Here is a 26496-nt window from a genome sequence, read left to right as displayed (position 1 = left end):
AAGTGCCCTTCTTCCTCCATCATGGTCTGGCAGTGATCAGAAATGCTGCCAGCCGGTCCGTGAGAAATTGATGGGGGCGTGCTGTCTGTCCAGCATGGTCACGCCTTTGCCTTCTGTCACCATGCCCACTTTGGTGAGGGGCACGCCGTGCTGTCTGCAATGGGCCTGCAAAGCGTCCTCGCTGGCGGCGGGGCAGGTCAGTAGAAGTTCGTAATCATCCCCTCCGAGGAGGATTATCTCCCGGTGAGTCGTCATATGGGCAGCAACCTCAGGGACAAGAGGCAGCTTTTCTTCAAAAAGGGTGATGGCCACACCAGATTCTTCGGCAATATGGCCAGAATCCTGCAACAGACCGTCCGAGATATCCATGGCGGCACTGACGATACCATACAGGGAAAGGCCGGTACGAGGTGTCGGTATACGATAGGCCTCTACAAGAGAAGCGTCCCCTGTCGCCAGTTTGCCCAGTCGGATCTGCAATCCCAACGCAGCCCGCCCGAGACTGCCGGTAATCCAGACACCATCTCCTGCTCTGGCACCATCACGGCGTAAAACCTGTCCCCGCTGGACTGACCCCAGAATGGTGACATTCAGCATCAGCGGGGAAGGACTGCCAGTTGTGTCGCCTCCCAGAAGAGAAATGTCATACTGTTTCTGATCCGCTGCCAGCCCGGCAGCAAATTCCGTAAACCAGGCTTCATCATAATGCCGTCCTGGCGGAACACTGACATTCAGCATGTAATGGCGTGGCCGGCTGCCCATGGCAGCCAGGTCTGAGAGATTGCAGCGTAGCAGCTTGCGGGCAATCGTCCCTGCCGGATCATCTGGGAGGAAATGAAGCCCCTCAACCATGGTATCGCTGGAGAGAACAAGTTCTTCCCCTGCTGGGAGAGCCATGGTTGCTCCATCATTGCGAAGCTCCATGGCGCCCGGCCCTGCAAGCGGACGGAAATGCCGGGCTATGAAGTCAAACTCGCCCATCTGTACCGTCCTTTACCGTGCGCCCTGCTCTCCGCCCAGCTGACGGGCAAATCTGTCCAGAATGCCATTGACCATCTTCGGTTCATCCCCACTGAAAAAGCCATGGGCGACATCCAGATACTCATTGATGGCAACCTGGGCTGGCAGCCCTGTCATCATTTCTCCAATAGCCGTGCGCAACAGGGCACGCAGGACAGGGTCAAGACGGTCCATCGGCCAGCTTTCAGGAAGCAGTGCTGTCAGAGTCGTGTCGATGGCATCCTGTTTCAGCACGGCATTGCGGACAAGCTCTTCCAGCAGGTTCAGGTCGGCATCAGGAATATGGCCATCTTCAAAACAGGCCGTAGAGGCAACATGCCGGTGCCGGATGAACTCCATGAGGACACTCTCGGGATTGGCACCTGTCTGTTCGCACTGATACAGGGCCTGCGTGGCTGCCATGCGGGCAATTGTCCGGCTGCGTTTACGTGATGTAGTGGATGACGGTTCGGTCATGGGGTCTCCTGAGAGGGGGGATTGGCGGGGCTGTTCATATCGACAAGAATTTTGGAGAACGCCTCAATCTCCCGAAAATCTTTATAGACACTGGCAAAGCGGACATAGGCAACGCCATCAATCTCACGCAGCGCATCCATGACGAGCTCTCCGATCCTGTAGGATGGGATTTCCTGTTCGCCGGAGGCTTCCAGCTGTCTGACAAGGCCATTCAGCAGGCGCTCCTGCTGTACCTCATCGACAGGCCGTTTCCGCAGGGCAATCCGGATGGACCGGGCCAGTTTGTCACGATCGAAAGGAATGTGGCGACCATCGGCCTTGATGACGGTCAGTTCACGCAGCTGCACACGTTCAATGGTGGTGAAGCGTTGCGCACAGGCACAGCAGACACGCCGACGGCGGATGGCAGCACCATCTTCTGCCGAGCGGCTATCCTTGACCTGCGTTTCCTGATTTCCGCAAAAAGGGCAGTACATGGCATAATCCGAAAAGCAACCAGAGCAGGGTCTTTCTTGACCCCGCCTGCTGCACAGTTTATCGGAAATGGCAGCATTGAGGAATATGAAAGGGCTTTTTTCTTTATGATTGCCCTGTCTTTTCCCAGGCCATATGGCAGGAGCGAGGATCATGAACAGGACAGGACGCAACTCCCTGACAATAGCAGCCCTGCTGATCGGTCTCGGGCTGGAAAGTGCCGCCGCTACCGACAGCGGTGTAGCCCCCCCGCCTCTTTCCCTGAAGAGCATCACCATCAATGATGCCGCGCTGCACACACGCTACAGGGAAGCTCCGTTTGCTTTCGGGACATTCTCGCTGAGCAATCATGGGGTAACGGACATGCTGCTGCGCGGTATCACATCTCCCGGATGCAATTCCGTCACGTCGAACCGGAACAGCCAGGTTGCGATCCAGTCTCCCCGGCAGACATATGATATTTTCCAGCGCATGGCTGTGCCGCATGAAGGGACGCTCGTTTTTCCGACAAGTGGCTATCATCTGATCTGCCACGGACTGAAAGTCCCCTATCAGGCTGGCAGCAAACTTGATTTCACGTTTCATTTTCAGGATGTGGGAGACGTGACGGCTTCGTTTGTCATGCAGCCGATTGTGGAAGAAAAACACGTCGGCCCCTGATGCTCCCCTTTTCAGGGAGCTTCCTGCAGAATGGCCAGAACCGCATCGCCGTAACGTTCGATCTTGCTCTGACCAACCCCACGGATGTCTCCCAGTTCCTGCCTGTTGGTTGGACGGGCCCGGATGATCTCCCGCAAGGTGGCGTCACGAAAAATGATGTAGGGCGGGATTTCCTGCTGGTAGGCTTCTTCCCGCCGCCACATCTTCAGCGCCAGGAAATGGCGATATTCTTCATCGGAAAGCCCTTCATTGGGGTCATTCCGTGGCGTGTCTCCCATGCTGGCCATGTGGCGTGACGTTGCATCTTCCCTCAGGCTGACGGACACCTCTCCCCTGAGAATGGGCCGTGCTGTCTCCCGCTTCAGTCCCAATCCGCCATGATCCCCCACCATGCCAATCGCACCACGGGCTATGAGCTGCCGGATGACCATGCGCCACCAGACATCCGTTCTGTCTTTCCCAATCCCGAAGACTGAAAGGTGCTGAAGGGCGTGGCGTTCCACCGCTTCTGTCATTTTGCCCTTGAGAACAGCAATGAGCTGCACGGCTCCAAACCGTTCGCCTGTCCTGTATATGGTGGAGAGAACCTTTTGTGCTGCTTCAGTGGCATCAAAGGTAGAGGGAGGATGCAGACAGTTATCGCAATGGCCGCAGGGTTCATGCAGCGTTTCACCGAAACAGGCCAGAATGGCCTGGGTCCGGCAACCTGTTGTTTCTGTCAGGGAAATCATGCTTTCCAGCCGTCCCTGCATCGCCCGTTTTTCCGCCTCCGGCACCTGGGCTTCTTCCAGCCAGTAGCGGGCTCTGGCGACACCTTCTCCGCTGTAAAGCAGAAGAGTATGCGATGGTTCACCGTCACGTCCAGCACGGCCTATCTGCTGGTAATAGCCCTCTGGTGACGTCGGCATGTCCAGATGGATGACGGTGCGGACATCTGGGCGGTCGATGCCCATGCCAAAAGCTATGGTTGCCGCAACGATCATGGGCTCACCAGAACGGAACCGCAACAGGACATTCTTCTTGTCGGCGGGGGACATGCCAGCATGAAAAGCAAAAGCTGTATGGCCTTTTTCACGCAGCTGCCGGGCCAGTGTTTCCGTCTTCTTGCGGCTACCGCAATAGACGATGGCCGCACCCTGTCCCATATGGCGGTCCAGTGCATCCAGAACCTGACGTGTCTCCGAGTGTTTGGGCTGGGCCTGAAGAAACAGGTTGCTCCTGTGGAAACTGCCCATCAGTATGTGAGCCTGGGGCATGTCCAGAGCCGCCAGCATGTCACTTCGTGTGCGAGGGTCTGCCGTGGCTGTCAGCGCAATGCGGGGAACTCTGGGGAACAGCTGCTTCAGATTGGCCAGCTCTCGATATTCCGGCCGGAAATCATGGCCCCAGGCGGAAACGCAATGCGCTTCATCAATAGCAATGAGCGACAGGCTGCATCGCCGCAGCAGGTTGAGGCTGTACGGTGTCAGCAGTCTCTCGGGTGAAATATAGAGGAGGTCGAGCTGATCACAGAGCAGATCCTCCCGGACTGTCTGCTGATCCTGATACTCCATTTCGGAATGAAGGGCTGATGCCCTCACCCCGAGCTGCCTCAACCCGGCAACCTGATCTTCCATCAGGGCGATCAGGGGGGAGATGACGAGCCCAACCCCTTTGCGGCAGAGAGCCGGTACCTGATAGCACAGGCTCTTCCCGCCGCCTGTTGGCATGAGGACGAGAACGTCCTCCCCTTTCATGACGGCCTGAACGGCACTCTCCTGAAGGCCCCGGAAGCTCTCAAAACCAAAAACCCGGTGCAGGACAGCTTCAGGAGTTTCACCAACATGACGGGGAAAGCGATCAATGGGGTTCCCTATTCCTTCGCAGGGTTCCCCGTCATGCTGATCGTGCTCCTGAATCAATGTGCGCCCAGATGGACCGTGACACGACGGAAGGCGACGCGTGAATTCTCGACATCTGTTGGCACGAAGGGTTCCTTGCGGATATCCTCACGCTTGATGCCATCCCGCACCAGCACATCAACCACAGAATCCGCACGGGCATCTGCGAGTTTTTTCAGCACGTCCGCATCCTCATTTTTCCCGGCAGAACCGGAAACCGTGATGTGCGAGATATTCCGTTTGTGGGCGGCATCAACGGCGCTGGCGATGATGGCCTCCCCTGTGGGGCTGAGGGTCACAGACTCCGTATCAAAAAACACGACATAATCATCCCGCGGCGGATGCGATACGCAGCCAGCCAGAAGCCCGGCCACCATGAGGGAGGTCGCCCCCACGGGAGCAAGACGACGCATGAAAGCAGAAACCTTCTTCATGGGAGCATCCTTCTCGTTACCTATGGAAAATGATCATCTTTAACTGCCCGTGCTTTGAGCTCCGGTCAATATGGGTCTGGGCCCTGGGAGTGGTAAAAATGCATCCATGGCTCAAAGAGGCTGGGACTTCAGGCGTCCCTCATGGAGGGTCCAGAGGTGATCCAACTGTTCCACTCCTGTAAGACGATGGGTAATCAGCAGGATGGTACGGGAGCGGTCCAGCTGGTTGAGTGTTGCCAGAAAGGCACGTTCCGTCTCCAGATCGAGCCCGGTACCGGGTTCATCAAGGATCAGTACCGGGGCTTCAGAAAGCAGCACGCGGGCCAGAGCAATGCGGCGCCCCTGCCCGCCGGAAATGTGGGACCCGTTTTCACCAATCCAGCTATCCAGCCCATCAGGCAGGGAACGCACGAAATCAGCAATCTGCGCCTGTTCCAGAGCAGCCCAGAGGGCTTTGTCAGAAAAGCCCTCCCGTCCCAGAAGCAGATTGGAGCGGATTGTGTCGTCAAAAAGATGGCTTGCCTGAGAGAGCCATGCCACCTGCTCCCGCAGGGCCTCGGTCTGGATGGAAGCCATGTCCTGCCCACCCAGTGTAATGCTTCCTTCCTGAGGCGCCACGACCTTGAGCAGCAGCGCTGCAAGACTGGACTTCCCGGCACCTGATGGTCCGACAAGTGCGGCCCTTTCCCCTGCCCGGAGTCTGAAATTCACATTCTGCAGAACGGGTTTTTCCGGTGTCCAGCCAAAGGTGACGTCCCGCCCTTCAATCTCATGGCCAGCGGGGGCAGGCGCTGTTCCTTCTGCGGGAGTGCCTTCAGGCATGACCGTGGCATCCACCACACGTTCTGCCGCATGGCGGATGCGCCCGAAAAGAAGGCCTGCCCTTGGTAGATCCACGATGCTGTCCAGAGCAGTCATGACAACAAAAAGAATGGTGATGCCCATGACAGCCTGCTCTTCAGGGAAGAAGACTCCCGCACATCCTGCCAGAGCAAGGATGATCCCCAGGCGGGTCAGCAACAGGGAGATGGCATGGATGTGTGCCATGGCCTGTCCCTGTCGACGCTGCACGGTGTAAAAGGCTTCCTCTGCGGCCAGAAACCGCTCTGCAGCGGCATCTTCCTGCCCGAAGATGCGCAATTCACGCATCCCTCCCACGAGATCAAGGGCCTGATTGTTCATGTCAGCCTGCGCCTGTTGCAGCTCTGGCCCCCAGCGATAGGACAGTTTCGCCATGAGTGCCGGCAAGGCAAAGGCGACCAGGCAGAAAATGACACCGATACTGAGTGCCAGGAGCAGGCTTCCCTTCAGACAAACCCAGATGACGATGGGCAGACTGAACAGCGCCGTTGCCAGCGGGACCAGAATACGCAGATAGAGACTGTCCAGACTCTGCACATCGGCCACGAGGCGGGAGAGCAGATCACCAGAACGCCGGAAGCCCAGCCCAGCTGCGGCTCCTTTGGCCAGATTTCTGTAAAACCAGAGGCGGATGTCTGCAAGAACCCGAAAGGTGGCGTCATGCGTGGCCAGACGTTCCAGATAGCGGAGAATGATACGGGCGGCGCCAGCAAAGCGGAGGATGCCAAAGGCAACGACCCCACCAATGGCGATCAGCCCGAGGCGGGAGCCGGTCTGCCCCATGAGCAGGAAAGCGGCACAGACGGAAAGTTCGGCCAGAACCAGCCCGATAAGCAGGCGTCCCCCACGGGCTTTCCATACATTCCATAATGGCTGCAATTGCCTCATGCCAGTGTCTCCTGTTCCGTAAGCCGTCCCGTCTCCATGGTAAGACGCACGGTCTCACCAATATTGTGGAACTGGGGCGAATGGGTGGAAATCAGGGCTGTACGACCCTTCAGCAGCCCCCGGAGAGACATGAGGATGTCCTGCTCCGTCATGGGGTCAAGATGGGCGGTAGGTTCATCCATGATGAGCAGCGGGGCATCTTTCAGGAAGGCACGGGCGATGGCGATCCGCTGGGCCTGCCCACCTGAAAGGCCGAATCCTCCCTCACCCAGTCTTGTCTCCAGCCCATCAGGAAGCAGGGGCAGATATCCCGTGATGGAAGATGCTTCCAAAGCCGCCTGAAGCTGCTTTTCAGACGCTTCAGGTGCAGCGAACATGATATTCTCACGCAGCGTACCTGCAAAAATGACCGGCTTCTGACCAATCCAGCTGATCTGTTGCGTGATTTCTGCCGGGCCCAGCGCCTGGAGGTCGACACCGCCAAGACGTATGGAACCTTCGAGGGGTCTGATGAAACCCAGCAGCATTTCAATGAGGGTTGATTTTCCAGCTCCTGATGGGCCTGTCAGCAGGGCCACGTCACCCGCCTTGAGCTGGAATGACACATCGTCAAGCGCCAGTGGCCGATCCTTTACCCACTGATAGGAAACCCCCTGCACATCAAGCTCAATACCCCGAGCCGTCCGCTCGGCACGTGGCTGGTCAGCAGATGTGCCAGCTGCCATTTCTGGCAGGGTCGGCAGTTTCTGTATGGCCTCGCCGCTGCTGGTAATCTGTGCCCTGTCCTGATAGGCTGCTGAGAGTGCACGGAATGGCGCAAAGGCTTCTGGTACCATGAGCACGGCAAACAGGATGCTGGTTGTCTGCGCAACAGACCCGCCATGCATGAGACCGTGGCGCTGGTCGATCACGATCCAGACCAAGGCAACGATCATGGCAACATCAGTGGATGCTGATGTCAGAAAGGCCAGACGCAGCACTTTCATGGTCCGCTGTCGCAGTTCATCAGCAGCCTGCCCCAGGCCTTGGGCATCTTTTTCCGCATTGCCGGAAAGAACGATGGTAGCAATGCCCCTGATCCTGTCCAGAAAACGGACCTGGAGGCGGTTGAGGGCAAGAAGCTGACGGCGTGAGGCAATGGCTGTAGCAATGCCGAACACGGCCTGGAAAAAAGGAAGGGAAAGGCAGCATCCCCCCAGAATGAGCCCTGCCCGGTGATTCTGCCAGAACACAACAAGAACGACAGACCACTGCGCTACCACCCAAAGGGCCGAGGCAGGCAACCAGCGGGCAAAATAGCCCTCCAGCGCTTCGATGCGGTCTGTCAACAGAGACGCCAGTGCAGCACTGTGCTGATGCCGGAGCAGCGCCGGCCCCTGTGCAAAAAAGCGGGACAGCAGCTCGCGCCGCAGGCGTTTGCGGGCCAGCTCACCACTGGAGACAGCCAAGTGTTCCTGCACATATCCCAGAATGACACGGACGACAGACATGGGGATGAACATACCCAACCAGCGGGCATCCAGCCTCCCCCCGCCTGCCAGCAGGCCTGCCAGAATGGAGGCCAGGCTCCATACCAGCACCATTCCGGCAAGGACGTTGCACATTCCGATCAGGGCCATACACATGGTGGCTGGGCGATTGGCGCCATTCTGCTGCCGTACCCAGCCTTTGAGCATCTTCTTGTCTGCCTTCATGGGGAGACATATACAGAGGAAGCGGGGAAAAGAAAAACAGACAGAGTAAAAGTTTTCCATCGGAAAAATCTTTCTTTCACCTCTTCATCCGTTCCATATTGCAAATCTGCTCCGGTTTCTTCACATCAGGCCCATGTCTGCACCAATCCTCAATCTACAGAACATTTCATATACTCTGGGTGGCCGTCCGTTGCTGGACGGTGCCACGCTCTCCGTGTTGCCGGGTGAACGGCTCTGCCTTGTCGGGCGAAATGGCTCGGGCAAATCCACCCTGCTCCGCATTGCAGCGGGGGAGCTGGAACAAGATGATGGCGAGCGTTTCCTCCAGCCAGGGCTGAAAGTACATTATCTGCCGCAGGAACCCGACCTTTCTGAGTGGGACACGGTTTTCGATTATGTGACGGCGGAGCTGGACGAGACAGCCCATTACCGGGCCCGAGCCATGCTGAGTGAGCTCGGCATGGATGGTCGTGAAAAATGTGCCAGTCTTTCTGGAGGGGAAGCACGCCGAAGCGCCCTTGCCCGGGCTCTGGCAACTGAGCCGGACCTTCTCCTTCTGGATGAACCGACCAACCATCTGGACCTCCCCTGCATTGCCTGGCTGGAGCGGGAGCTTCTGGCCTCGGGAGCGGGGATGATCATCATCAGTCATGACCGCCGCTTTCTGGAAACATTGTGCAAGGCAGTCATTTGGCTGGATCAGGGGGGCACGCAGAGGCTGGACGCCAGCTTCGCCCATTTCGAATCATGGCGGGACGAGCAGATTGAGCTTGCCGAACGGGCAGCGCACAAGCTGGACCGTCAGATTGCCCGTGAGGAAGACTGGATGCGCTATGGCGTCACAGCACGCCGAAAGCGAAATGTCCGTCGTGTTGCTGAACTGGCCGCCCTGAGGGCGGAGCGGCGTGATCTTGCCTCCCGCCAGAGAGGCTCCCTGAAGCTGGAAGCCAGTGAGACGGAGAATACCAGCAAGATTGTCATGGCTGCGGAAGGTGTTGGCTGGGCCTATCCGGAGCGTCCCCTCATCCGTGATCTGACGCTGAAGGTGACCAGAGGCGACCGGTTGGGAATCTGCGGGGCCAATGGGGCCGGGAAAACGACGCTTCTGCGCCTGCTGACCGGTGAGATGACCCCACAGGCCGGTGAAATCAGGCGTAGTCCGTCCATCCAGATGGTGACGCTGGACCAGCAGCGCAGCGCCCTGGATGGCGACCAGAGTGTGGCCAGCTTCCTGACGGACGGACATGGCGAGATGGTACAGGTCGGCACGGAAAAACGGCATGTCATTGGGTACATGAAGGACTTCCTCTTCCGGCCGGAACAGGCCCGCACGCCAGTCAGCCATCTCTCCGGGGGAGAACGGGGGCGGCTGGCGCTGGCGGCTGCCTTGGCCCGTCCTTCCAATCTGCTCGTGCTGGATGAGCCTACCAACGATCTGGACCTTGAGACGCTGGATATGTTGCAGGACATGCTGGGCGATTATGCTGGGACGGTTCTGCTCGTCAGTCACGATCGTGATTTTCTGGACAGACTGGCAACCTCAACTCTGGTGGCAGAGGGTGATGGCAGCTGGATTGAATATGCTGGTGGCTATTCAGACATGCTGGCCCAACGCAGGGGCCGGTCTCCCGTAGAGAGACGCCAGAAAGACACGGCCCCCTCCTCCAGCGATACAGGTTCTTCCCCTGTACGTACTGTCAAACAGACCGTCAAACTGAGCTACAAGGAACAACGGGAGCTGGACCGGCTGCCTGAGCTTCTTGAAAAACTTGAAAAAGACGCCACGCTTTGCCGGAATGCTCTGGCTGACCCCGGGCTGTACAACCGGGACCCTGTCCGGTTTGAAAAGATTACGGCTGCGCTGGAAGACACCGAGACAAAGCTGCGCCAAGCGGAAGAGCGCTGGGTTGAGCTTGAAAGCAAACGGGAAGAACTGCTGGAAAACTGATCTTCGGCAAAGGTCCTTCCAGCCTGCAATGGCGGGCTGGAAGGACATGCCGTTACAGGCGGTTGATGAGACGTTCCTTGGCCTTGGCGAATTCAGCTTCTGTCAGGGCGCCACGGTCTTTCATCTGGGCGAGCTGCTCCAGCGTTTCAGTTGGCCGGTCAGAAGATGATCCTCCAAAAGATTGGGTCCGATCATGTGCCTGATAGGGGCCCCAGCCCTGTCCATCCTGAAATGCGACCAGTTTTTCTTTTGGCCAGAGTGCCCAGATGAGCAGGCCGATCCAGAAGAACCCTGTCCACCCAGCAAAGACATTCAGACCGATGAGAAGCCATTTCTGGGGATGCTGCCGCATGATGGCAATGATGCTGGGCAGGAAATACAGCGCCAGCATGGAGAGCATGAGGATGGCGAAGATCAGCAGGCTCAGATAAGGATTTATGGCGTTGATCTGCTGCGTGTAGTCAGTCATGTCCATGATGATTGTCCCTTCATGTCGTAAGGAAATGCACTATAGTGTCCTGATCAGTCGATCAGACCTGCATGCCGGATCAACTCCTGCGCAGCCCGTATCTCTTCACCAACTCTCAGGGCAGCGTCAAGAGCCCTGAGACCGGCCTGTCCATCCACCATCACGGGAGCACCATCCAGACAGGACGCCACAAAAGCATCATGCTCGGCAGCCAGGTTGTCATGGTCATGCCACCGCACACTCTGCCGCCGGAAGCCATTGCTGCCCGGGAGGGGTATTCCTTCATGACGGTTTATGAAAACCAGCTGTCGACTCATGAAATCCGCCGAGAGATAGCCTTCCTGAGAGAAAAGACGCATTTTCCGTTCGGTCTTGAGAGAAATGCGGCTGGCCGTAATGGAGGCAACGCAGCCATTGGCAAAACGGACACGTGCATTGGCGATGTCTTCATGAGCACTGGATACGGCGGCGCCCATCGCATCAATATGGAGGATGGGGCTGTCCACAAGGGACAGGATGAAGTCGAGATCATGAATCATCAGGTCCAGCACGACTGATACATCCGTGCCCCGCTCCTTGTAGGGAGCGATCCTTGTGGCCTCGATGTACAGAGGCTGTTTCATGCGGGCTGAAATGGCCTGATGCTCGGCCGAATAACGCAGCAGGTGTCCGACCTGGAGGATGCGTCCCTGCTCTCCAGCACAGCGTACCAGTGCGGCCCCTTCTTCTTTTGTGGCGGCGAGAGGTTTTTCAACCAGCACGTGGCAGCCGGCCATCAGGGCCTGTTGTGCCATCTGATAATGTGTTTCGGCAGGGGAAGCGATGATGACAGCCTCACACCGTTCTAGAAGCTCCTCGTAGTTTCTGAAGGCAGAGGTTCCCGTTTCTTCCGCAATGCTTTGGGCACGACCATGATCAGGGTCGTACAGCCCGACCAGCCGCTCCCGGGGGTGTCTGGCAGCCTGGAGGGCATGGTAACGGCCAAAATGCCCGGTACCCGCAATGGCGACATCAAGGAGCTTTTCCGTCTTCATGAAAGGAATCATAGCACCCGGAAATGCTTGTGCAAGGCGCCATGCAGCCATGCATAATGGTTGCAATAAAATACTGGAGAGGGCATGGTCGCACCCATCTGCGAGATTAGTTCTGGCCTCTTCATTTCCACGTTTTTGAGGTTCTCTGACCCCTTATGTTGTATTACAGCCGCCTCAGGATGTTAGGCGTGGTGGGCATCTGTCTGATCAGTGCCCTGCTCTGCCTGCCCAATTTCATGAAATCTCCCTCATCATCCCTGCCCTGGCATCAGGTACATCTGGGGCTTGATCTGAGGGGAGGCTCCTATCTCCTGTTGCAGCTGGATACGAAAACCCTCCAGCATGACCGGCTTCAGTCACTGGAAGGTGAGATCCGTCAGGGGCTGCTTAGTGCCCACCTTGGCTATCGGCTCATCCAGCGGGATGATGCTACGGCCTCCGTGCTGCTCACGCCCCGCTCCGAAAGTGAAAAGGAGAGCGACCGGAAGGTTCTGGAAGAACTGACGCCCTCCATTCCTGGTGAACTGGCCATCAATGAGAAAGATGGCCGCTTCGTCATCAGCCTGACACCGGAATCCATCCGGGCCCGGGCCCGGGAGGCTGTGTCACGCTCCATCGAGATTGTCCGTCGCCGTATCGACAGCACCGGAGCCATCGACCCGAGCATTGCCCGTGAGGGGGAAGACCGCATCGTGCTGGAACTGCCGGGCATCAGCGATCCTCAGCGTATCAAGACCCTGCTGGGCACAACAGCCCGCATGACCTTCCATCTCGTCTCTCCAGACCCGCTCCATGCTGGTCCCGGCACGACCATGCTGCCCCTGCCTGAAGGGCGTGGAGAAATCGCCGTGGAGGACAGGGTCGACGTGGATGGTGCCAACCTGACAGACGCCGCTGCCACAATGAATGAGGGGCAATGGGTTGTCGAACTGAAGTTTGACAATAAAGGTGCAGATGACTTTGCCCGCATTACGACAGAGAATGTCGGCAAGCCGTTCGCCATCGTTCTGGACGGTCACATCCTGACAAGCCCTGTCATCAACGGCCCCATCACGGCGGGGCGCGGGATCATCACCGGGCGCTTCACGGCTCGTTCCGCCTCCGACCTGGCGCTGCTGCTCCGTGCCGGGGCCCTTCCTGCTCCCCTTGCCGTAGTGGAACAGCGCAGCATCGGGCCGAGCCTTGGTGCGGCCTCCATCCATGCTGGTGTGGTCAGTCTTGTGGCTGGCTTTGTGCTGGTCGTACTGTTCATGCTGCTGTTCTATGGCCGGTTCGGCCTGTATGCGGACATTGCGCTGTTTGCCAATCTGGTCATGATCCTGGCCATCCTGTCGCTTTTTGGAGCAACACTGACCCTGCCGGGCATGGCGGGTATCCTGTTGACCCTCGGCATGGCGGTGGATGCCAATATTCTTATCAATGAGCGTATCCGGGAAGAAGTAAGGAACGGCCGGAAACCTCTTCAGGCGCTTCAGGCCGGGTTCCAGCGGGCCACAGGAACCATCATCGATAGCAATGCTACAGCCTTCCTCGCCCATGTCATGCTCTTTGTCTTTGGTACGGGGCCGGTCCGCAACTTTGCCCTGACCATCACCATTGGCATCGTCACCACGCTGTTCACGACGCTGGTGCTGTCCCGCATGCTGATTGTCCGTTGGTATGCTCATAAACGTCCACAGGAATTGCCGGTCTGATCGCCATGTTTTCTCGCCCTCTTCTCCGTTTCGTACGTGATGACCGACAGATCCACTTCATGCGTGGCCGTCATGCCGGTCTGATTGTCTCCGCCCTTCTCTCCATCGCCTCTGTGGTGCTGTTCATCACGCCGGGCCTCAATCTGGGGCTTGATTTCCGGGGTGGAATCATCGTGGAAACCCACTCTCCAGCAGCGGAAGATCCTGCCCATATGCGGGAGGTCCTCAAGGCTGGTCACATCAATGCGGCCTCCGTACAGTCTTTCGGGTCTCCGCAGGATGTCCGCATTGCCATCAACCTTCCGCCAGGGGGTGAAGATGAGCATGTTACCCAGAAGCTGGTGGATCAGGTCCGCACGGTTATCGTGCAGGCTGTTCCTGGTGTCCAGATCCAGCGGGCTGATGCTGTTGGCGGGTCCGTGTCGTCCGAACTGTTTCGGGATGGTGTGCTTGCCCTCCTCTTCAGCCTCGGGATGATTCTCATCTATATCTGGTTCCGCTTCGAGCGCGAGTTTGCCCTGAGTGCTGTCATCACACTCGTGCTGGACCTGACAAAAACCATTGGTTTTCTAGTAGTTACACGGTTCGAGTTTGACCTCGTCATGGTTGCGGCACTGCTCACCATCTTGGGTTATTCCACAAATGACAAGGTGGTCGTGTATGACCGTATCCGTGAGAATCTCCGCAAATACAGGACAATGCCTCTGCGGGAATTGCTGGATCTTTCCATCAATGAAACACTGAACCGGACACTGGGTACGTCCATGACGGTGTTCCTTGCCGCTCTGCCTCTGGCACTGTTTGGTGGAAGCACGCTGACCGGCTTTGCTACGGTCATGCTGTTCGGCATTGTCGTGGGGACATCATCATCCATCTTCATTGCCGCACCACTTCTGCTCCTGATGGGGCAGAAGCGACTGCGCAAAGCAGGCTGAGACCAGCCTTTTCACCGGAACATGGTCAGAAAAAAGGGGGCTCTGGAGCCCCCTTTTCTGTATCCTGTCCAGCTCCCGGGAACTATTTCAGGATAAGCCCAAGATAACGGGTCAGTATCTGTTCCGCCCTGAAGTCCGACCTGATTGTCTGTGAGTCCAGATTGTGGATCACAGCCTTGCGGGTCACCTCATCCATCTGGATCAGCGTGGGCATATCTTTCTGGTGCAGTTGGCCCAGAAGGAAAGCGCCACGGGCCATTCCATTGATGATGAAATATGAATAAAGGTGCGCATTGGGCGACAGAGGGACCCCGAAAGCTGTACCATCCGCCTTGGCGGAACTGGCAGACAGGACGCCTGCCAGAGCAAGACCCGCCAGGGCGCATCGTGCCGTCATTTTCATGGGGAAAAAACGGGTCATTTCTCTACTGCGCGTGCCGCCAGGAGGTCACGGATCTCCGTCAGCAGCACTTCCTCTTTGGAAGGAGCCGGCGGGGCGGAAGGCTGCGCTTCTTCCTTGCGGTGCAGCTTGCCGACCAGACGCATTACCCAGAAGATGAAGAAGGCAATGATGAGGAACTGGAGGACCGCATTGAGGAACAGGCCCACATTGATGGTCACGGCTCCGGCCTTCTGTGCCTCTGCCAGTGTATCCTTGACCGGCCCTTTCAGGGTGATGAAGATGTTGCTGAAGTCCACGCCCCCCGTCAGAAGACCCAGGATCGGGGTCAGGAGATCCTTGACGGCGCTGTTGACGATGGAGCTGAAAGCAGCGCCAACCACCACACCGATTGCCAGATCCACGACATTCCCGCGCATGATGAATTTCTGAAAATCAGAAACCCAGCCAGGTGTTTTGATAGGACTCATATAGCCTTTTCCTGAAATTTGAAGAATCTAGACCGCACGACAGGCATGATCTGTGCCATGTAGCCGAGCCCTGCCGTAGCATACAGCGTATTATGGCAAAACTGTATGAAGTCTTTAAGAATCGCTTTATCAACAAAAAGAATGATGCCCAACCTTTATTTTCCGAGCCATATCCTTTATGGAGGGCTCCGTCTGCTCCGGTCGGTATCGGAGCTTCTTTCATCAGGTTCAGGAAATATTATGAAACCCGGTATCCACCCCGACTATCATGAAATCACGGTCGTGATGGCTGATGGCAGCGAATATACAACGCGTTCCTGCTACGGCGAGCCCGGCGCGAAGCTGCGTCTGGACGTTGACCCCAAGACCCATCCGGCCTGGACGGGCGTTCAGCGTATTCTGGATACAGGGGGGCAGGTTGCCAAGTTCAACAAGCGCTTCTCCGGTATTGGCAATATCAAGAAGTAAGACAGTTTCCCTTTACGGGATGTCTGGATAGAGAAACCCTCCACCCTTTTCCTCGGGTGGAGGGTTTCTTTTTATTTCTTTCCATCTTGACCTCTCATGGTCTCTGACGCATCTTGGCGGCACTGTCGTGCATTGTCGCAGGCACCGCCCCTCATGCGGGTGGCGGGTGATTCTTTTCCAGAGTGGCCCGGGCCCTGCCAGATGCCGGACCATATTATCGCTCTGCAAAGGACTGCGTTGACATGACCCTGCCGCTAATGCCGAAGGCAACTGCCGTCTGGCTGATTGAGAAAACCGGCCTTACCTTTGACCAGATCGCCACTTTCTGCGGGATGCACCCGCTGGAGATTCAGGCTATTGCTGATGGTGAGGTTGGCGGCGGGATCAACGGCTATGATCCTGTAAAAAACAATCAGCTGACTGAAGCCGAGATCAAGCGCTGTGAGGCCAATCCCGCCGCCCGGCTCAAGCTGACAGCCACTCCCAATCCCGTGGCCCGTCGTGCCAAGGGGGCACGCTACACGCCAGTGGCCAAGCGGCATGATCGCCCCGATGCCATCGCTTTTGTCCTGCGCCAGTTCCCGCAGCTGAACGATACCCAGATTGTCCGCCTGTTGGGCACAACCAAGGATACGATTGCCAAAATCCGCAACCGTGAACATTGGAACAGCCCCAACATCAAGCCTCGTGACCCCGTCATCCTTGGCCTCTGCACCCAGACAGACCTGAATGCTGCCGTTCAGGCCGCCAATGACCGTCTCGTCCGGGAAGGCAAGCCGCTTGAGAATGATCATGAGGCAATCGACCCGGAGAGCCTCTTCCCGTCCCGTGATGAAACCGGCAACAGCTTCTGAGACAAAGAAGGACAGAACACGATGAGTGTCTCACCAGCGCCGTCAGTCGGTGTGATCATGGGCAGCCAGTCGGATTGGGAGACCATGAAGCATGGTTGTGAGCAGCTGGAAGCTCTGGGCATCCCCTATGAGGCCCGGATCGTTTCCGCCCACCGGACGCCGGACCGGCTGGCTGATTATGCCAGAACGGCTCGTGAACGTGGCCTGAAGGTCATCATTGCCGGAGCGGGTGGCGCAGCCCATCTGCCAGGAATGTGTGCAGCATGGACGACCCTGCCTGTTTTTGGAGTGCCGGTGGAAAGCCGCACGCTCAAAGGGCAGGACAGTCTGCTCTCCATCGTGCAGATGCCTGGCGGGGTGCCTGTCGGCACACTGGCCATCGGCAAGGCTGGAGCCATCAATGCAGCTCTGCTGGCTGCATCTGTCCTTTCCCTCTCCGATGACAGCATAGCCGAAAGGCTTGAAGCCTTCAGGGTACGGCAGACGGCTTCCGTGGCTGAGGTTCCTGCAGGATGAAGACGGAAGCATTACAGCCTGGCGCCTGGATCGGCATTGTTGGTGGGGGACAGCTTGGTCGCATGTCTGCCGTGGCCGCTGCCCGGTTGGGCTACAGGGTCCATATCCTCTCCAACAGTGAGCCAAGCCCGGCAGCGGAAACATCGGCCCGTTTCACGGTTGGTGCTTACGATGATCCGGTGTGTCTGGAACAGTTCGCCCGTTCCTGTGACGTCATTACGTTTGAATTTGAAAATATCAGCGCAGAGGGTCTGGCCCATCTGGCACGGTTCTGTCCGGTCCATCCATCCGGTCATATTCTGGAAACCAGCCAGGACCGTATCACCGAAAAGACCACTCTGGAATCCTTCGGCCTGCCGGTTGCCCCCTGGAGGGAAATCGGTTCGGCAGAGGGGTTTCATGCTCTCCCATTATTCGGCTTTCCCTGCATCCTGAAAACAACCCGTTTCGGTTATGATGGGAAGGGGCAGTTCCGTCTGGAGAATGAAGCCGCTTTCAACTCTCTGGCAGCAGAGGCAGACACCCTCCCCTATCCGCTGGTTGCGGAGCGGAAAATTGATTTTGCCCGTGAGGTCAGCGTGATGGTTGTCCGCAATGCAGCAGGCACTGTGCGCTGCTTTGATGTTACGGAAAATCATCATCGCCAGGGGATCCTCCGTGTCTCCATCACACCAGCCCCCATCATGCCCGATCTGGCTGAAAAAGCGCAGACCCTGGCCGCAACGCTGGCTGAAAAACTCGGGCTTATCGGTATCATGGGGGTGGAACTGTTTGAGGATCGGGATGGCAGGCTCCTTGTCAATGAGATTGCGCCTCGCCCTCATAATTCCGGCCACTGGACCATGAGTGCCTGTCTGGTAGACCAGTTCGAAATGCATGTCCGGGCTGTGACCGGGCTGCCCCTGCCGCCTGCCCGACGCCATTCTGATGCCTACATGCATAATCTGATTGGCCCGGATGACATGGCGCTCCTGCCAGAGATCGTGGGGGAGGAAAATGCCTCCATCCACCTCTATGGAAAAGAGGAAGCTCGCCCGGGGCGCAAGATGGGCCATGTAAACCGCATCTTCCCTCGTGGAGGACTGCCCGGAAGCATGGTTCTTTCCCGCTATCAGCCCCAGCTTGAGGACTGATCAGTCATCATCAAGAAGCCCAAGCTGGCGGAAGCTGGTCTGGGTTTTTCTTGTGATGATGACATGGTCTATCAGACAGACATCGATGACAGCCAATGCCTTCTGAATGGCCTGGGTCATGGTGATGTCTCCCCGGGATGGGTTTACCTGCCCTCCCGGATGATTGTGGACCATGATGATTCCGGCTGCGCCCAACGCCAGACATCGTTTTGCTATCTCACGTGGATAGACCGAAACATGGTTGATTGTCCCGTGGCTCTGCACTTCATCGCGGATGAGGTGTTTCCTGTCATCCAGAAAAAGCAGCCGGAACTGTTCCACTCTTTCCCTGGCCATCTGGACCATCAGATAGTCCTTCAGCAATTCCGGTTGCTCCAGCAGGTTGCCCTCTGGCAGCAAGGACCGTCCATACCGATGGGCCAGCTCTTTCAGCACAGCACAGAATACGGCCAGAGGCACATCATCCCGGTTTATGGCCTTTCTGTCCGTTGGCTGAGCTGAAATGAGTTCAGCCAGTGAAGAATGATGCCGCAGAAGGCGCTCAACCAGCTCCTTGCGGGCATCTTTCCCGGCAACAACAAACGATGCGATTTTGTGAAAGCTCTCCCTGACGGAGGGCAGACGGTCCGTAATGATCATCCTCCTTATAGAAGCCCGGATTCACTCATGCTGACATACCATCCCTCACCAATCAGGATGCCTTCATGGACGATGACATCCAGAGACCGCAAGACCTGTCTCAGCCCCCGTACCTCTGGAGCCAGTGCCGTGGCTGGACTGCGTGGATGGTAATAGACGACGATGGCCGCAGTGGCGTGGCAGTTGAGAAGTGTCTGTGCAATTGATCGGTGGAGGGCATGAAGGTTACTGGCTGCTGGCAGCAGCTTTTCCATGATCAGGCCGTTGTTGCTGTCCAGGCAGATCAGACCGATGGCTGGCTCATCTGTCCTTTGCAATGTGCCTTTCAGATAATTCATCAGAGCCTTGGCATTGCCCAGCTGAAGCGGCATGTCTTCATCACTCTCCATGAGGGAGCGTGCTGCCAATACGGGCAGTTCCAGAAGGCTCATGATGCGCTCGCTCAGACCATGCTGCTCCAGTCTGGCAGAAGATGCCTGCAACAGCTTCCCTATCGACCCGAAAGCGGAAAGCAGCGCTTTGGCCTGCGGGTTGGTGTCCCTGCGAGGAATGGCGTAGAAAAGCAGAACCTCCAGGAGCTCATAGTCGGCCAAGGTCTCGGCTCCATGGGTGAGGATGCGCTCTCTCATCCGTGCCCTGTGCCCCTGTTTGGATGAAACTGCTTTTTTCACAATCTATGGTTATGTCCTAGCCAGCGGGTATGAGCCGCATTATACCAGATAATTGTGATGGATGATCTTTTTTCCCCCCGTTTTCCGTCTTCCGGTCCTGATTATCTGCACGGGCTGAATGAAGAGCAGCGTCTTGCCGTGGAAACGACGCAAGGCCCCCTGCTGATTCTGGCTGGTGCCGGTACCGGGAAGACCCGGGTTCTGACAACACGGTTCGCTCATATCCTGCTGGAAAAGCTGGCATGGCCCGAGCAGATACTGGCCGTGACCTTTACCAACAAGGCTGCCCGGGAAATGAGGGAGCGCATCAGCGCCATCCTCGGCCGACCAGTGGAAGGCCTCTGGTTGGGAACCTTCCACTCTCTCTGTGCCCGCATGCTTCGGCAGCATGCGCCACATGTCGGGCTGGAGCGCAACTTCACCATTCTCGATACGGACGACCAGCTCCGTCTTCTCAAGCAGGTCATAGAGCCCTGGAAACTGGACCTCAAGCGCTCTCCTCCGGCACAGATCATGCATCAGATCCAGTTATGGAAAGATCAGGCCCTGCTGCCCGATGGCATCACTGCTGCGCAGACACCTGAACTGGCCAATGGCCAGCTCCCGGCCATCTACGCCGCCTATCAGATACGTCTGAAGGAAATGAATGCCTGTGATTTCGGGGATCTCATGCTGCATGTGGTGACCATCCTCCGTCAGCATCCCGATGTACTGGAGCAGTATCAGAAACGCTTCCGCTATATTCTGGTTGACGAATATCAGGATACGAACACCATCCAGTATCTGTGGTTGCGTCTTCTGGCCAGAAGGCAGGATGGACAACCCTCTAACATTGCCTGCGTCGGGGATGACGATCAATCCATCTATTCATGGCGTGGTGCCGACATCGCCAATATCCTCCGTTTCGAGAAAGATTTTCCCGGTGCACGGATCATCCGGCTGGAGCAGAATTATCGTTCCACCCCCCGCATCCTGACCGTGGCTTCGCAGGTCATTGCCCATAATGAGGGACGGTTGGGCAAGGTTCTGCGGCCTGGGCTCGACATCATGGAGGGTGATCCTGTCGAGGTCATCAACATGCCGGACTCGGATGACGAGGCCCGTGTCATTGGCCGCCGGATACAGGAGTTTCACACAAAAGGTCATCCTTACGGTTCCATCGCCATCCTGATGCGGGCTGGTTTCCAGACACGTCCCTTTGAAGATGCCCTGATGAAAATGGGCATCCCCTATCAGATTATTGGCGGTTTGCGTTTTTATGAACGGGCCGAGATACGGGATGCCATCGCCTATATGCGGGCAGTGCTGTATCCCGTTGACGATCTGGCCTTTGAGCGCATCGTCAATCTGCCCAAACGGGGATTTGGCAGTGTTGCCCTGACCCGTCTGCGGAATGCTGCCAGAGAGAGGGGGCTGTCCCTTCAACAGACGCTTCAGCATCAGCTGGAACAGGGGCAGCTGAAGGGCAAGGCGGCCGCCACGTTGTCGGACCTGATGGACAGCCTCTCCAGGGCCAGAGACACTGTCAGCAAGGAAGGCCATGTTGTCGCCACTGACATGGTGCTGGAAGAAAGTGGGTATCTCGCCATGTGGCGGGATGACCCGAAGACCATAGAAGCCGCCGGCAGGCTGGACAACATCCGGGAGCTGATCCGGGCGATTGGTGAGTTTCCAACAATGGATGCGTTTCTGGAACACATCGCCCTTGTGATGGACAGCGACAATGCCGAGGACGATCCGGACAAGGTCAGCCTGATGACGCTCCACGCCGCCAAAGGGCTTGAGTTCCCAACGGTTTTCCTGCCCGGATGGGAGGAAGGCCTTTTCCCGTCCCAGCGTTCTCTGGATGAAGGTGGAAACCAGGCTCTGGAGGAAGAACGGCGCCTCGCTTATGTCGGCCTTACCCGTGCCCGTGAGCGGGTAATCATATCCCATGCAAACAGTCGTCGGCTTTATGCAAACTGGCAGGATTCCATACCAAGCCGCTTTCTGGATGAACTGCCTGAAGAACAGGTTTTACGGAATGTTGCAGAAGCCGGTCACGCCCTGCCCTCAAGGTCATTTTTCAGGCACAGGGCTCAGGTTCTGTCAGGACAGCAGCGGGCCAGACCGTCCGCTGTGCAGCCTGCCGTCCCCATCGGAGCGACGGTGCGCCACAACCGTTACGGTGAAGGTGTGGTCATCGGGGTTGAAGGGGATCGTCTGTCCATCAATTTTGAAAATATCGGTCTGAAGCGGATCATGGCCGGTTTTATAGAGGTCGTATCGTGAAGACAAAACAGAGCCCTATTGCCCCCACCCATGTTGGTTCCCGCCACGCCCGGGCGCTGGAGACACTTTCCATTGTGGTGGAGGAAATACACGTTCCACTTTTCGAGCAGGCCCTGCTTGGGGTCTGTGACACGGTCGGCATGTTCGAAGAGGATGATGAGCAGCGTTACTGGCGGCTGGAAGCCGTCAAGGAAAAAGGGCGGAATGAGGAGGAGCTGGATAACGCCCTGGCGCTTGTCCGTGCCATGACAGGCGTGGACGCTCCCCTGCACCGGCAGAACACCGAGGCCGAGGGCTGGCTGGCCCGTACGCAGGAAGCCTTCCCTCCCCAATATGTCGGACGGCGGTTCTGTATCCGGGGGACACATCTGAAGGAGACGTCACCTTCCAATCGGCTGGACATCATACTGGATGCCGGGATCGCTTTCGGGTCCGGTGAACATGGTTCCACCCGCGGGTGCCTGCGTGCCTTGGAACAGATTGCCCATCGGCGCCCCCGTCATATTCTGGACATGGGATGTGGGTCCGGTATTCTGGCCATGGCAGCGGCTCGCCTGCTGCATCGCCCTGTTCTGGCCGTGGATATCGAGCCATGGTCTGTCCGTGTTGCAGCTTCCAATGCCCGGCTGAACAGGCTCGGCCCCCTGCTGGACTGCCGCTTCGGCAATGGCTGGCATACGGAAGCTGTTCGCCGCAATGCTCCCTATGATCTTGTTTTTGCCAATATTCTGGCTCGTCCTCTCTGCCGCATGGCCAAGGATCTTGCCCGCAACCTTCAGGCAGGGGGAACAGCCATCCTGGCCGGACTGCTCAATACCCAGGCCCGCATGGTGCTGGTTGCCCACCAGAGGCAGGGCCTGATCCTTGAAAAGCAGCTCAGGGAAGGCCCCTGGAGTACCTTGATCCTTCGGAAACCAGCCTGACTGTTCTCTCCCGTTTTTTCATGGTGGCGTCTGTGTCTCTTTCATCCATTCCTTTGCAGGACCGTCCTGCTCTCGTCCGCCAGCAATTCGACAGACTTGGCATTTCCGGTGTCATCGTCACCCGGGGTGATGAATATCTGGGGGAATATGTTGCGCCCCATTCTGAAAGACTGGCCTGGCTGACCGGTTTTACGGGCAGTGCTGGCCTTGCCATCCTGCTGGCAGAAACCGGCTGTGTTTTTTCCGATGGCCGCTACACCGTACAGATGGCCGAGCAGGCTCCTGCCGCATTGTGGGAAACCCGTCATGGCGGCCAGCATCCTCCCCGGCAGTGGCTGGCTGAGAAAGCGCAAGGGCTGCGCATCGGGTATGACCCCCGGCTGACCAGCCAGAGAGACCTCTCATCATGGGAGACGGATGGTATTCAGCTCGTACCCCTGTCTGACAATCCAATAGATATGTCATGGCATGATCAGCCTCCCTCACCAGCCAATCTGATCCATCACCAACCATTCGAATTTACAGGGGAAACAAGCCGGAGCAAGCGGGATCGTCTGGCCCGGCAGCTGCATGAAGCGGGGCAGGATGCCATGATCCTTGCGGACTGCCCGTCCCTCGCCTGGCTGTTGAACATCAGGGGAAGTGACATTGCCATGACCCCTGTCGCCCATGCGTACGGCCTGCTTCATGCTGATGGTTCGGCCGACATTTTTGCTGATGTGACCCGTTTCCATGATGCCCCGGAAGATTCAGGCATACGTCCATTCCCTCCTTCCGAACTGTCGAAGGCCTTGCAGGCCCTGGCCGGAAAAACCGTACGGCTGGACCCTGCCACGACGCCAGTCTGGTTCAGCATGGTCCTGAAGGACGCCGGAGCTCACATCGCTGATGGGCCGGACCTGTGCACTCTTCCCAAAGCCATCAAAACAACCGTGGAACAGGATGGCAACCGTCGGGCGCATGAACTGGACAGCATCGCTCTGGCCCGGTTCCTGCACTGGCTGGAAGAACATGGCCCCGGCCATCGTGAAACAGAATTGGCCGATCGCCTTGAGGCGTTCCGGGCCATGTCCCCTGATTATCGGGGCCCCAGTTTTGAGACAATTTCTGCGGCTGGTCCCAACGGCGCTTACCCTCATTACCGGGCCGAAGCCGGGCATGACAGCATCCTCCAGAAAAACAGCGTCTATCTGGTTGATAGTGGGGCGCAATATCCTTTCGGCACCACGGACATCACACGGACTATCTGGACTGGCCCGGATGAAGCACCTGCCGCCATCCAGAAAGCTTTCACGGCAGTTCTGAAGGGGCATATTGCCCTGAGCCGCCAGCGTTTCCCCATGGGACTGGCAGGTTACAGGCTGGATACTCTTGCCCGGGCGGCTCTCTGGAATCAGGGACTGGATTTTGATCATGGTACCGGCCATGGCATTGGCAGTTATCTTTCCGTCCATGAGGGGCCTCAATCCATCTCCGTAGCGCCACGGCCGACCGGCCTTGTACCAGGGATGATCCTTTCCAACGAACCGGGCTATTACGAGGTTGGCGCTTACGGCATCCGTATCGAGAACCTGCTGCTCGTTCGGGAAAGTTCCCTGCCCGGAACCGTACGGCCCTCCCTGGAGTTCGAGGTGTTGACCCACACCCCCATAGATCGCCGTCTCATCGCCATGGAGCTTCTAACAGCAGAAGAACGGCACTGGCTGGACCAGTACCATGCCACGGTTCTGGAAAAGCTCCTGCCACTGCTGGAAGATGAGCTGCACCCGTGGCTCCGTCAGAGCTGTGCACCTCTGCTTTGAAAGCAGTACCTGCATATGAAAAAAACCTCTCACCATCAAGGATGAGAGGTTTCCTGCTGTACCGGTAAGACCGCTACAGGTCAGGCAGGAGGGAGGTCTTCTTCCAGCACTGTCATGTTGACGGCATAGGAGACCTCGCCCTCATCCTCATCGCGATACACAGTCCCCACGACTTCACCAGCCACTGCGATTTCCACACTCATGCCCTTGCGTGGCGGGACCTGAACTGTCAGCTCCGGAGAGCCCAGCAGACGGCGCAGTGCCTTTTGCAGGCGGGGAACCTCAGCAGCGGAAATATCGGCCATAAAGCAAACTCCAAAAAGGGAAACGGCTCCTCCTTCTCTAACCGATTGCACTGGAGACTAAAACCCATCTTTCAGACAGAAAGAAAAACATGATAAAGCAGTCCCCCCATTGCCTGCCTTTCTACTCTGATGGAGAGAGAATGACATTTCAGAAAATCCTGTTCCGGCTTACCTGTATGCTGCCGCTCGGCCTCTCTGCCTGCGGTTATTGGGATGCCCATGAGGCTCACAAAGCTCAATATGAAATGATCGGCATGACAAGCTATGATCTGCAGGCTTGTGCGGGAGCTCCCAATTCGACCAAATCACTGAATGACAGTACGGCGATCTGGGAATACGACATTTCCCGTTCGATCGCCCCTCTCCCCAGCTCTGGCCTTCTTCCAGTAAGTTCGGCTATCAGTGCCTATCAGTCTATTTTCGGTGGAGCTGGCTCAAGCTGCCGGATGCTTGTCCGTATGGATCATGATCGGGTTGCCGAGATCCATTATGCGGGCGACGATGACGAATATATTGGCGAAGATGGTATCTGCTCCATGCTGACACGCGGCTGTGCACGACAGCCTGAAGGAACAATGCGTGATGCTCCGGGCGTCTGGCCCATGGGGCCGATTTCGGCATTTCATTCCATGCCCACGGAAGAGCAGCGGCCAGAGGCCACCTATTCCGACAAATCAAGTAAATTTGTTCCGAATTACGATCATAAGCCGAACGAACCTCTTATCCAGCCAGCTCCTAAAGACGGGAGCATCCCTAAGGTCCGTCGTAACAATGGGCTATTCAGTATCCAGCAGGGCAATAATGGATTGCCCATCTTCAACACACAGCCCAACTGAATCCTGAGGGAGGTCCCAGTGACGGGACCTCTCCATGACGGTTGATGAAGTCTTCAGGAAAGCAGATCTTTCATCCGCCGTACGGAAGCTCCCAGCCCGACAAAGACGGCTTCGCTGATCAGGAAATGGCCGATATTGAGTTCTTTCAGCCCAGGCAGTTTCGTGATGGGAGAGACATTCTCGTAGGTCAGACCATGACCGGCATGAAGTTCAATCCCGCATTCAGCTGCCATATGGGCAGCCCTGTGGAGACGTTCCAGCTCGCCTTCTTTCCCCAGAGCGTAGGCTCCCGTATGCAGTTCAACCACCGGAGCTCCCAGAGCAGCCGCCGTGCGAATGGCTTCCGGCTCTGGATCGATGAACAGCGAAACACGGATGCCAGCTTCCAGAAGGCGGCTGACATGCGGGGCCAGACTTTCTCGTAATCCTACGACATCAAGCCCACCTTCTGTTGTCAATTCCTCCCGTCTTTCGGGCACAAGGCAGCAGGCGTGGGGCTTCAGTGCGCAGGCCATGGTCACCATTTCGTCCGTGACAGCCATTTCAAAATTGAGTGGAGCCGAAAGCGCCCGGAGGCGACGGATATCCTCATCCCGAATGTGGCGGCGGTCCTCACGCAGATGGGCCGTAATACCATCAGCCCCATTCTCCAGAGCCAGCTCAGCAGCACGGACAGGGTCGGGGTAGCGCTCACCCCGTGCGTTCCGCAATGTTGCAACATGATCAACATTGATACCAAGACGGATCATGGGCTGTTCCTT

The 26496-nt window shown here is 57.2% G+C and carries 27 protein-coding genes; 12 read left to right on the top strand and 15 right to left on the bottom strand.

The annotated features are described in order from the left end of the window. Positions 1–36: 36 nt before the first annotated feature. The 3 genes from thiL to nrdR are packed head-to-tail and all read right to left on the bottom strand — an operon-like array spanning position 37 to position 1952. Entirely contained in the window at positions 37–981 is a 945-nt protein-coding gene (thiL, locus tag DTI93_RS02785; protein ID WP_249079583.1) for a thiamine-phosphate kinase, read from the bottom strand. A 12-nt stretch (positions 982–993) separates the two neighbouring features. Beyond that, positions 994–1476, bottom strand: a complete 483-nt coding sequence (gene nusB / locus DTI93_RS02780; RefSeq protein WP_043560149.1) for a transcription antitermination factor NusB — start codon at positions 1474–1476, stop codon at positions 994–996. Further along, the gene (gene nrdR, locus DTI93_RS02775) at positions 1473–1952 is read right to left on the bottom strand and encodes a transcriptional regulator NrdR (protein WP_043560151.1); all 480 of its coding nucleotides are present in this window, start codon (positions 1950–1952) and stop codon (positions 1473–1475) included. Before nrdR ends, nusB begins: the two co-directional genes overlap by 4 nt. 151 nt (positions 1953–2103) lie before the next feature. Here nrdR and DTI93_RS02770 point away from each other — a divergent pair, with 151 nt between their 5' ends. Then, a complete protein-coding gene (locus DTI93_RS02770; RefSeq protein ID WP_052349061.1) occupies positions 2104–2610 on the top strand; it encodes a copper chaperone PCu(A)C in 507 nt (168 codons plus the stop codon). 11 nt (positions 2611–2621) lie between these two features. On the opposite strand, the gene recQ is transcribed toward DTI93_RS02770, so the two are convergent. The 4 genes from recQ to cydD form a co-directional block, all read right to left on the bottom strand. Next, a complete protein-coding gene (gene recQ / locus DTI93_RS02765) occupies positions 2622–4466 on the bottom strand; it encodes a DNA helicase RecQ (protein ID WP_052349192.1) in 1845 nt (614 codons plus the stop codon). Positions 4467–4507: 41 nt separating this feature from the next. Then, positions 4508–4924, bottom strand: coding sequence for an OmpA family protein (locus DTI93_RS02760; protein ID WP_043560156.1), 417 nt, complete (start codon positions 4922–4924; stop codon positions 4508–4510). A 111-nt stretch (positions 4925–5035) separates the two neighbouring features. Continuing rightward, a complete protein-coding gene (gene cydC / locus DTI93_RS02755; protein WP_043560159.1) occupies positions 5036–6673 on the bottom strand; it encodes a thiol reductant ABC exporter subunit CydC in 1638 nt (545 codons plus the stop codon). Next, a complete protein-coding gene (gene cydD, locus DTI93_RS02750; protein WP_249079581.1) occupies positions 6670–8367 on the bottom strand; it encodes a thiol reductant ABC exporter subunit CydD in 1698 nt (565 codons plus the stop codon). The genes cydC and cydD overlap by 4 nt, the downstream gene beginning before the upstream one ends. Positions 8368–8500: 133 nt before the next feature. Here cydD and DTI93_RS02745 point away from each other — a divergent pair, with 133 nt between their 5' ends. Continuing rightward, entirely contained in the window at positions 8501–10315 is a 1815-nt protein-coding gene (locus tag DTI93_RS02745) for an ABC-F family ATP-binding cassette domain-containing protein (protein WP_249079579.1), read from the top strand. Positions 10316–10367: 52 nt separating this feature from the next. Here the strand turns inward: DTI93_RS02745 and DTI93_RS02740 are convergent, their stop codons facing one another. Both DTI93_RS02740 and DTI93_RS02735 read right to left on the bottom strand, forming a co-directional pair. Then, positions 10368–10790, bottom strand: a complete 423-nt coding sequence (locus tag DTI93_RS02740; protein WP_052349062.1) for a superinfection immunity protein — start codon at positions 10788–10790, stop codon at positions 10368–10370. A gap of 47 nt (positions 10791–10837) precedes the next feature. Further along, a complete protein-coding gene (locus tag DTI93_RS02735; RefSeq protein ID WP_043561244.1) occupies positions 10838–11818 on the bottom strand; it encodes a Gfo/Idh/MocA family protein in 981 nt (326 codons plus the stop codon). A gap of 155 nt (positions 11819–11973) precedes the next feature. Between DTI93_RS02735 and secD the strand changes: the two genes are divergently transcribed. Beyond that, entirely contained in the window at positions 11974–13512 is a 1539-nt protein-coding gene (gene secD, locus DTI93_RS02730) for a protein translocase subunit SecD (RefSeq protein ID WP_192848197.1), read from the top strand. Positions 13513–13517: 5 nt separating this feature from the next. Further along, a complete protein-coding gene (gene secF, locus DTI93_RS02725) occupies positions 13518–14447 on the top strand; it encodes a protein translocase subunit SecF (RefSeq protein WP_086441623.1) in 930 nt (309 codons plus the stop codon). Between the two features lie 82 nt (positions 14448–14529). Here the strand turns inward: secF and DTI93_RS02720 are convergent, their stop codons facing one another. Both DTI93_RS02720 and mscL read right to left on the bottom strand, forming a co-directional pair. After that, positions 14530–14868 (bottom strand): hypothetical protein, encoded by a 339-nt coding sequence (locus DTI93_RS02720; RefSeq protein WP_043560170.1) that lies wholly within the window; start codon positions 14866–14868, stop codon positions 14530–14532. Continuing rightward, positions 14865–15317 carry a large conductance mechanosensitive channel protein MscL gene (gene mscL, locus DTI93_RS02715; protein ID WP_043560173.1) on the bottom strand — a complete coding sequence of 151 codons (453 nt, stop codon included), beginning with the start codon at positions 15315–15317 and terminating at the stop codon, positions 14865–14867. The genes DTI93_RS02720 and mscL overlap by 4 nt, the downstream gene beginning before the upstream one ends. Before the next feature lie 240 nt (positions 15318–15557). On the opposite strand from mscL, the gene rpmE reads away from it, so the two are divergent. From rpmE to DTI93_RS02695, 4 genes are all read left to right on the top strand, one after another. Further along, positions 15558–15785 carry a 50S ribosomal protein L31 gene (rpmE, locus tag DTI93_RS02710; protein ID WP_043560174.1) on the top strand — a complete coding sequence of 76 codons (228 nt, stop codon included), beginning with the start codon at positions 15558–15560 and terminating at the stop codon, positions 15783–15785. Positions 15786–16027: 242 nt separating this feature from the next. Beyond that, the gene (locus DTI93_RS02705; protein ID WP_052349063.1) at positions 16028–16639 is read left to right on the top strand and encodes a DUF1013 domain-containing protein; all 612 of its coding nucleotides are present in this window, start codon (positions 16028–16030) and stop codon (positions 16637–16639) included. 21 nt (positions 16640–16660) lie between these two features. Further along, positions 16661–17155 carry a 5-(carboxyamino)imidazole ribonucleotide mutase gene (gene purE, locus DTI93_RS02700; protein WP_248460635.1) on the top strand — a complete coding sequence of 165 codons (495 nt, stop codon included), beginning with the start codon at positions 16661–16663 and terminating at the stop codon, positions 17153–17155. Further along, the gene (locus DTI93_RS02695) at positions 17152–18288 is read left to right on the top strand and encodes a 5-(carboxyamino)imidazole ribonucleotide synthase (protein WP_249079577.1); all 1137 of its coding nucleotides are present in this window, start codon (positions 17152–17154) and stop codon (positions 18286–18288) included. The genes purE and DTI93_RS02695 overlap by 4 nt, the downstream gene beginning before the upstream one ends. On the opposite strand, the gene DTI93_RS02690 is transcribed toward DTI93_RS02695, so the two are convergent. Together DTI93_RS02690 and DTI93_RS02685 are read right to left on the bottom strand one after the other, a co-directional pair. Continuing rightward, positions 18289–18927 carry a RadC family protein gene (locus DTI93_RS02690; RefSeq protein WP_086431389.1) on the bottom strand — a complete coding sequence of 213 codons (639 nt, stop codon included), beginning with the start codon at positions 18925–18927 and terminating at the stop codon, positions 18289–18291. A 5-nt stretch (positions 18928–18932) separates the two neighbouring features. Continuing rightward, positions 18933–19556: a JAB domain-containing protein gene (locus DTI93_RS02685; protein ID WP_052349065.1), complete on the bottom strand. Its 624-nt coding sequence runs from the start codon at positions 19554–19556 to the stop codon at positions 18933–18935. Positions 19557–19655: 99 nt separating this feature from the next. Here DTI93_RS02685 and DTI93_RS02680 point away from each other — a divergent pair, with 99 nt between their 5' ends. From DTI93_RS02680 to DTI93_RS02670, 3 genes are read left to right on the top strand one after another with little or no spacing between them, the layout of a single operon-like run. Then, positions 19656–21869 carry an ATP-dependent helicase gene (locus DTI93_RS02680; RefSeq protein ID WP_249079575.1) on the top strand — a complete coding sequence of 738 codons (2214 nt, stop codon included), beginning with the start codon at positions 19656–19658 and terminating at the stop codon, positions 21867–21869. 17 nt (positions 21870–21886) lie between these two features. After that, positions 21887–22792: a 50S ribosomal protein L11 methyltransferase gene (locus tag DTI93_RS02675; protein WP_043561252.1), complete on the top strand. Its 906-nt coding sequence runs from the start codon at positions 21887–21889 to the stop codon at positions 22790–22792. Between the two features lie 32 nt (positions 22793–22824). Next, a complete protein-coding gene (locus tag DTI93_RS02670; RefSeq protein ID WP_249079573.1) occupies positions 22825–24594 on the top strand; it encodes an aminopeptidase P family protein in 1770 nt (589 codons plus the stop codon). A gap of 80 nt (positions 24595–24674) precedes the next feature. Here the strand turns inward: DTI93_RS02670 and DTI93_RS02665 are convergent, their stop codons facing one another. Beyond that, the gene (locus DTI93_RS02665) at positions 24675–24899 is read right to left on the bottom strand and encodes a DUF3126 family protein (protein WP_043560191.1); all 225 of its coding nucleotides are present in this window, start codon (positions 24897–24899) and stop codon (positions 24675–24677) included. Between the two features lie 140 nt (positions 24900–25039). Here DTI93_RS02665 and DTI93_RS02660 point away from each other — a divergent pair, with 140 nt between their 5' ends. Next, positions 25040–25735, top strand: a complete 696-nt coding sequence (locus DTI93_RS02660) for a hypothetical protein (protein ID WP_227431435.1) — start codon at positions 25040–25042, stop codon at positions 25733–25735. A 53-nt stretch (positions 25736–25788) separates the two neighbouring features. Here DTI93_RS02660 and DTI93_RS02655 read toward each other — a convergent pair whose 3' ends face one another. Further along, positions 25789–26484, bottom strand: coding sequence for a pyridoxine 5'-phosphate synthase (locus DTI93_RS02655; RefSeq protein WP_248630470.1), 696 nt, complete (start codon positions 26482–26484; stop codon positions 25789–25791). Between the last annotated feature and the right edge of the window lie 12 nt (positions 26485–26496).

The sequence above is a fragment of the Parasaccharibacter sp. TMW 2.1884 genome (genome assembly GCF_023337695.1).
Classification (GTDB): Bacteria; Pseudomonadota; Alphaproteobacteria; order Acetobacterales; family Acetobacteraceae; genus Bombella; species Bombella apis.
This window is presented reverse-complemented; position numbering and strand designations above follow the sequence as displayed.

Bases quoted from the DNA above. Each gene is read 5' to 3' on its own strand.
- thiL (WP_249079583.1), bottom strand. From the start codon at position 981: ATGGGCGAGTTTGACTTCATAGCCCGGCATTTCCGTCCGCTTGCAGGG.
- nusB (WP_043560149.1), bottom strand. From the start codon at position 1,476: ATGACCGAACCGTCATCCACTACATCACGTAAACGCAGCCGGACAATT.
- nrdR (WP_043560151.1), bottom strand. From the start codon at position 1,952: ATGTACTGCCCTTTTTGCGGAAATCAGGAAACGCAGGTCAAGGATAGC.
- DTI93_RS02770 (WP_052349061.1), top strand. From the start codon at position 2,104: ATGAACAGGACAGGACGCAACTCCCTGACAATAGCAGCCCTGCTGATC.
- DTI93_RS02760 (WP_043560156.1), bottom strand. From the start codon at position 4,924: ATGAAGAAGGTTTCTGCTTTCATGCGTCGTCTTGCTCCCGTGGGGGCG.
- cydC (WP_043560159.1), bottom strand. From the start codon at position 6,673: ATGAGGCAATTGCAGCCATTATGGAATGTATGGAAAGCCCGTGGGGGA.
- cydD (WP_249079581.1), bottom strand. From the start codon at position 8,367: ATGAAGGCAGACAAGAAGATGCTCAAAGGCTGGGTACGGCAGCAGAAT.
- DTI93_RS02745 (WP_249079579.1), top strand. From the start codon at position 8,501: ATGTCTGCACCAATCCTCAATCTACAGAACATTTCATATACTCTGGGT.
- DTI93_RS02740 (WP_052349062.1), bottom strand. From the start codon at position 10,790: ATGGACATGACTGACTACACGCAGCAGATCAACGCCATAAATCCTTAT.
- DTI93_RS02735 (WP_043561244.1), bottom strand. From the start codon at position 11,818: ATGAAGACGGAAAAGCTCCTTGATGTCGCCATTGCGGGTACCGGGCAT.
- secD (WP_192848197.1), top strand. From the start codon at position 11,974: ATGTTGTATTACAGCCGCCTCAGGATGTTAGGCGTGGTGGGCATCTGT.
- secF (WP_086441623.1), top strand. From the start codon at position 13,518: ATGTTTTCTCGCCCTCTTCTCCGTTTCGTACGTGATGACCGACAGATC.
- DTI93_RS02720 (WP_043560170.1), bottom strand. From the start codon at position 14,868: ATGACCCGTTTTTTCCCCATGAAAATGACGGCACGATGCGCCCTGGCG.
- mscL (WP_043560173.1), bottom strand. From the start codon at position 15,317: ATGAGTCCTATCAAAACACCTGGCTGGGTTTCTGATTTTCAGAAATTC.
- rpmE (WP_043560174.1), top strand. From the start codon at position 15,558: ATGAAACCCGGTATCCACCCCGACTATCATGAAATCACGGTCGTGATG.
- DTI93_RS02705 (WP_052349063.1), top strand. From the start codon at position 16,028: ATGACCCTGCCGCTAATGCCGAAGGCAACTGCCGTCTGGCTGATTGAG.
- purE (WP_248460635.1), top strand. From the start codon at position 16,661: ATGAGTGTCTCACCAGCGCCGTCAGTCGGTGTGATCATGGGCAGCCAG.
- DTI93_RS02695 (WP_249079577.1), top strand. From the start codon at position 17,152: ATGAAGACGGAAGCATTACAGCCTGGCGCCTGGATCGGCATTGTTGGT.
- DTI93_RS02690 (WP_086431389.1), bottom strand. From the start codon at position 18,927: ATGATCATTACGGACCGTCTGCCCTCCGTCAGGGAGAGCTTTCACAAA.
- DTI93_RS02685 (WP_052349065.1), bottom strand. From the start codon at position 19,556: ATGAGAGAGCGCATCCTCACCCATGGAGCCGAGACCTTGGCCGACTAT.
- DTI93_RS02680 (WP_249079575.1), top strand. From the start codon at position 19,656: ATGGATGATCTTTTTTCCCCCCGTTTTCCGTCTTCCGGTCCTGATTAT.
- DTI93_RS02665 (WP_043560191.1), bottom strand. From the start codon at position 24,899: ATGGCCGATATTTCCGCTGCTGAGGTTCCCCGCCTGCAAAAGGCACTG.
- DTI93_RS02660 (WP_227431435.1), top strand. From the start codon at position 25,040: ATGACATTTCAGAAAATCCTGTTCCGGCTTACCTGTATGCTGCCGCTC.
- DTI93_RS02655 (WP_248630470.1), bottom strand. From the start codon at position 26,484: ATGATCCGTCTTGGTATCAATGTTGATCATGTTGCAACATTGCGGAAC.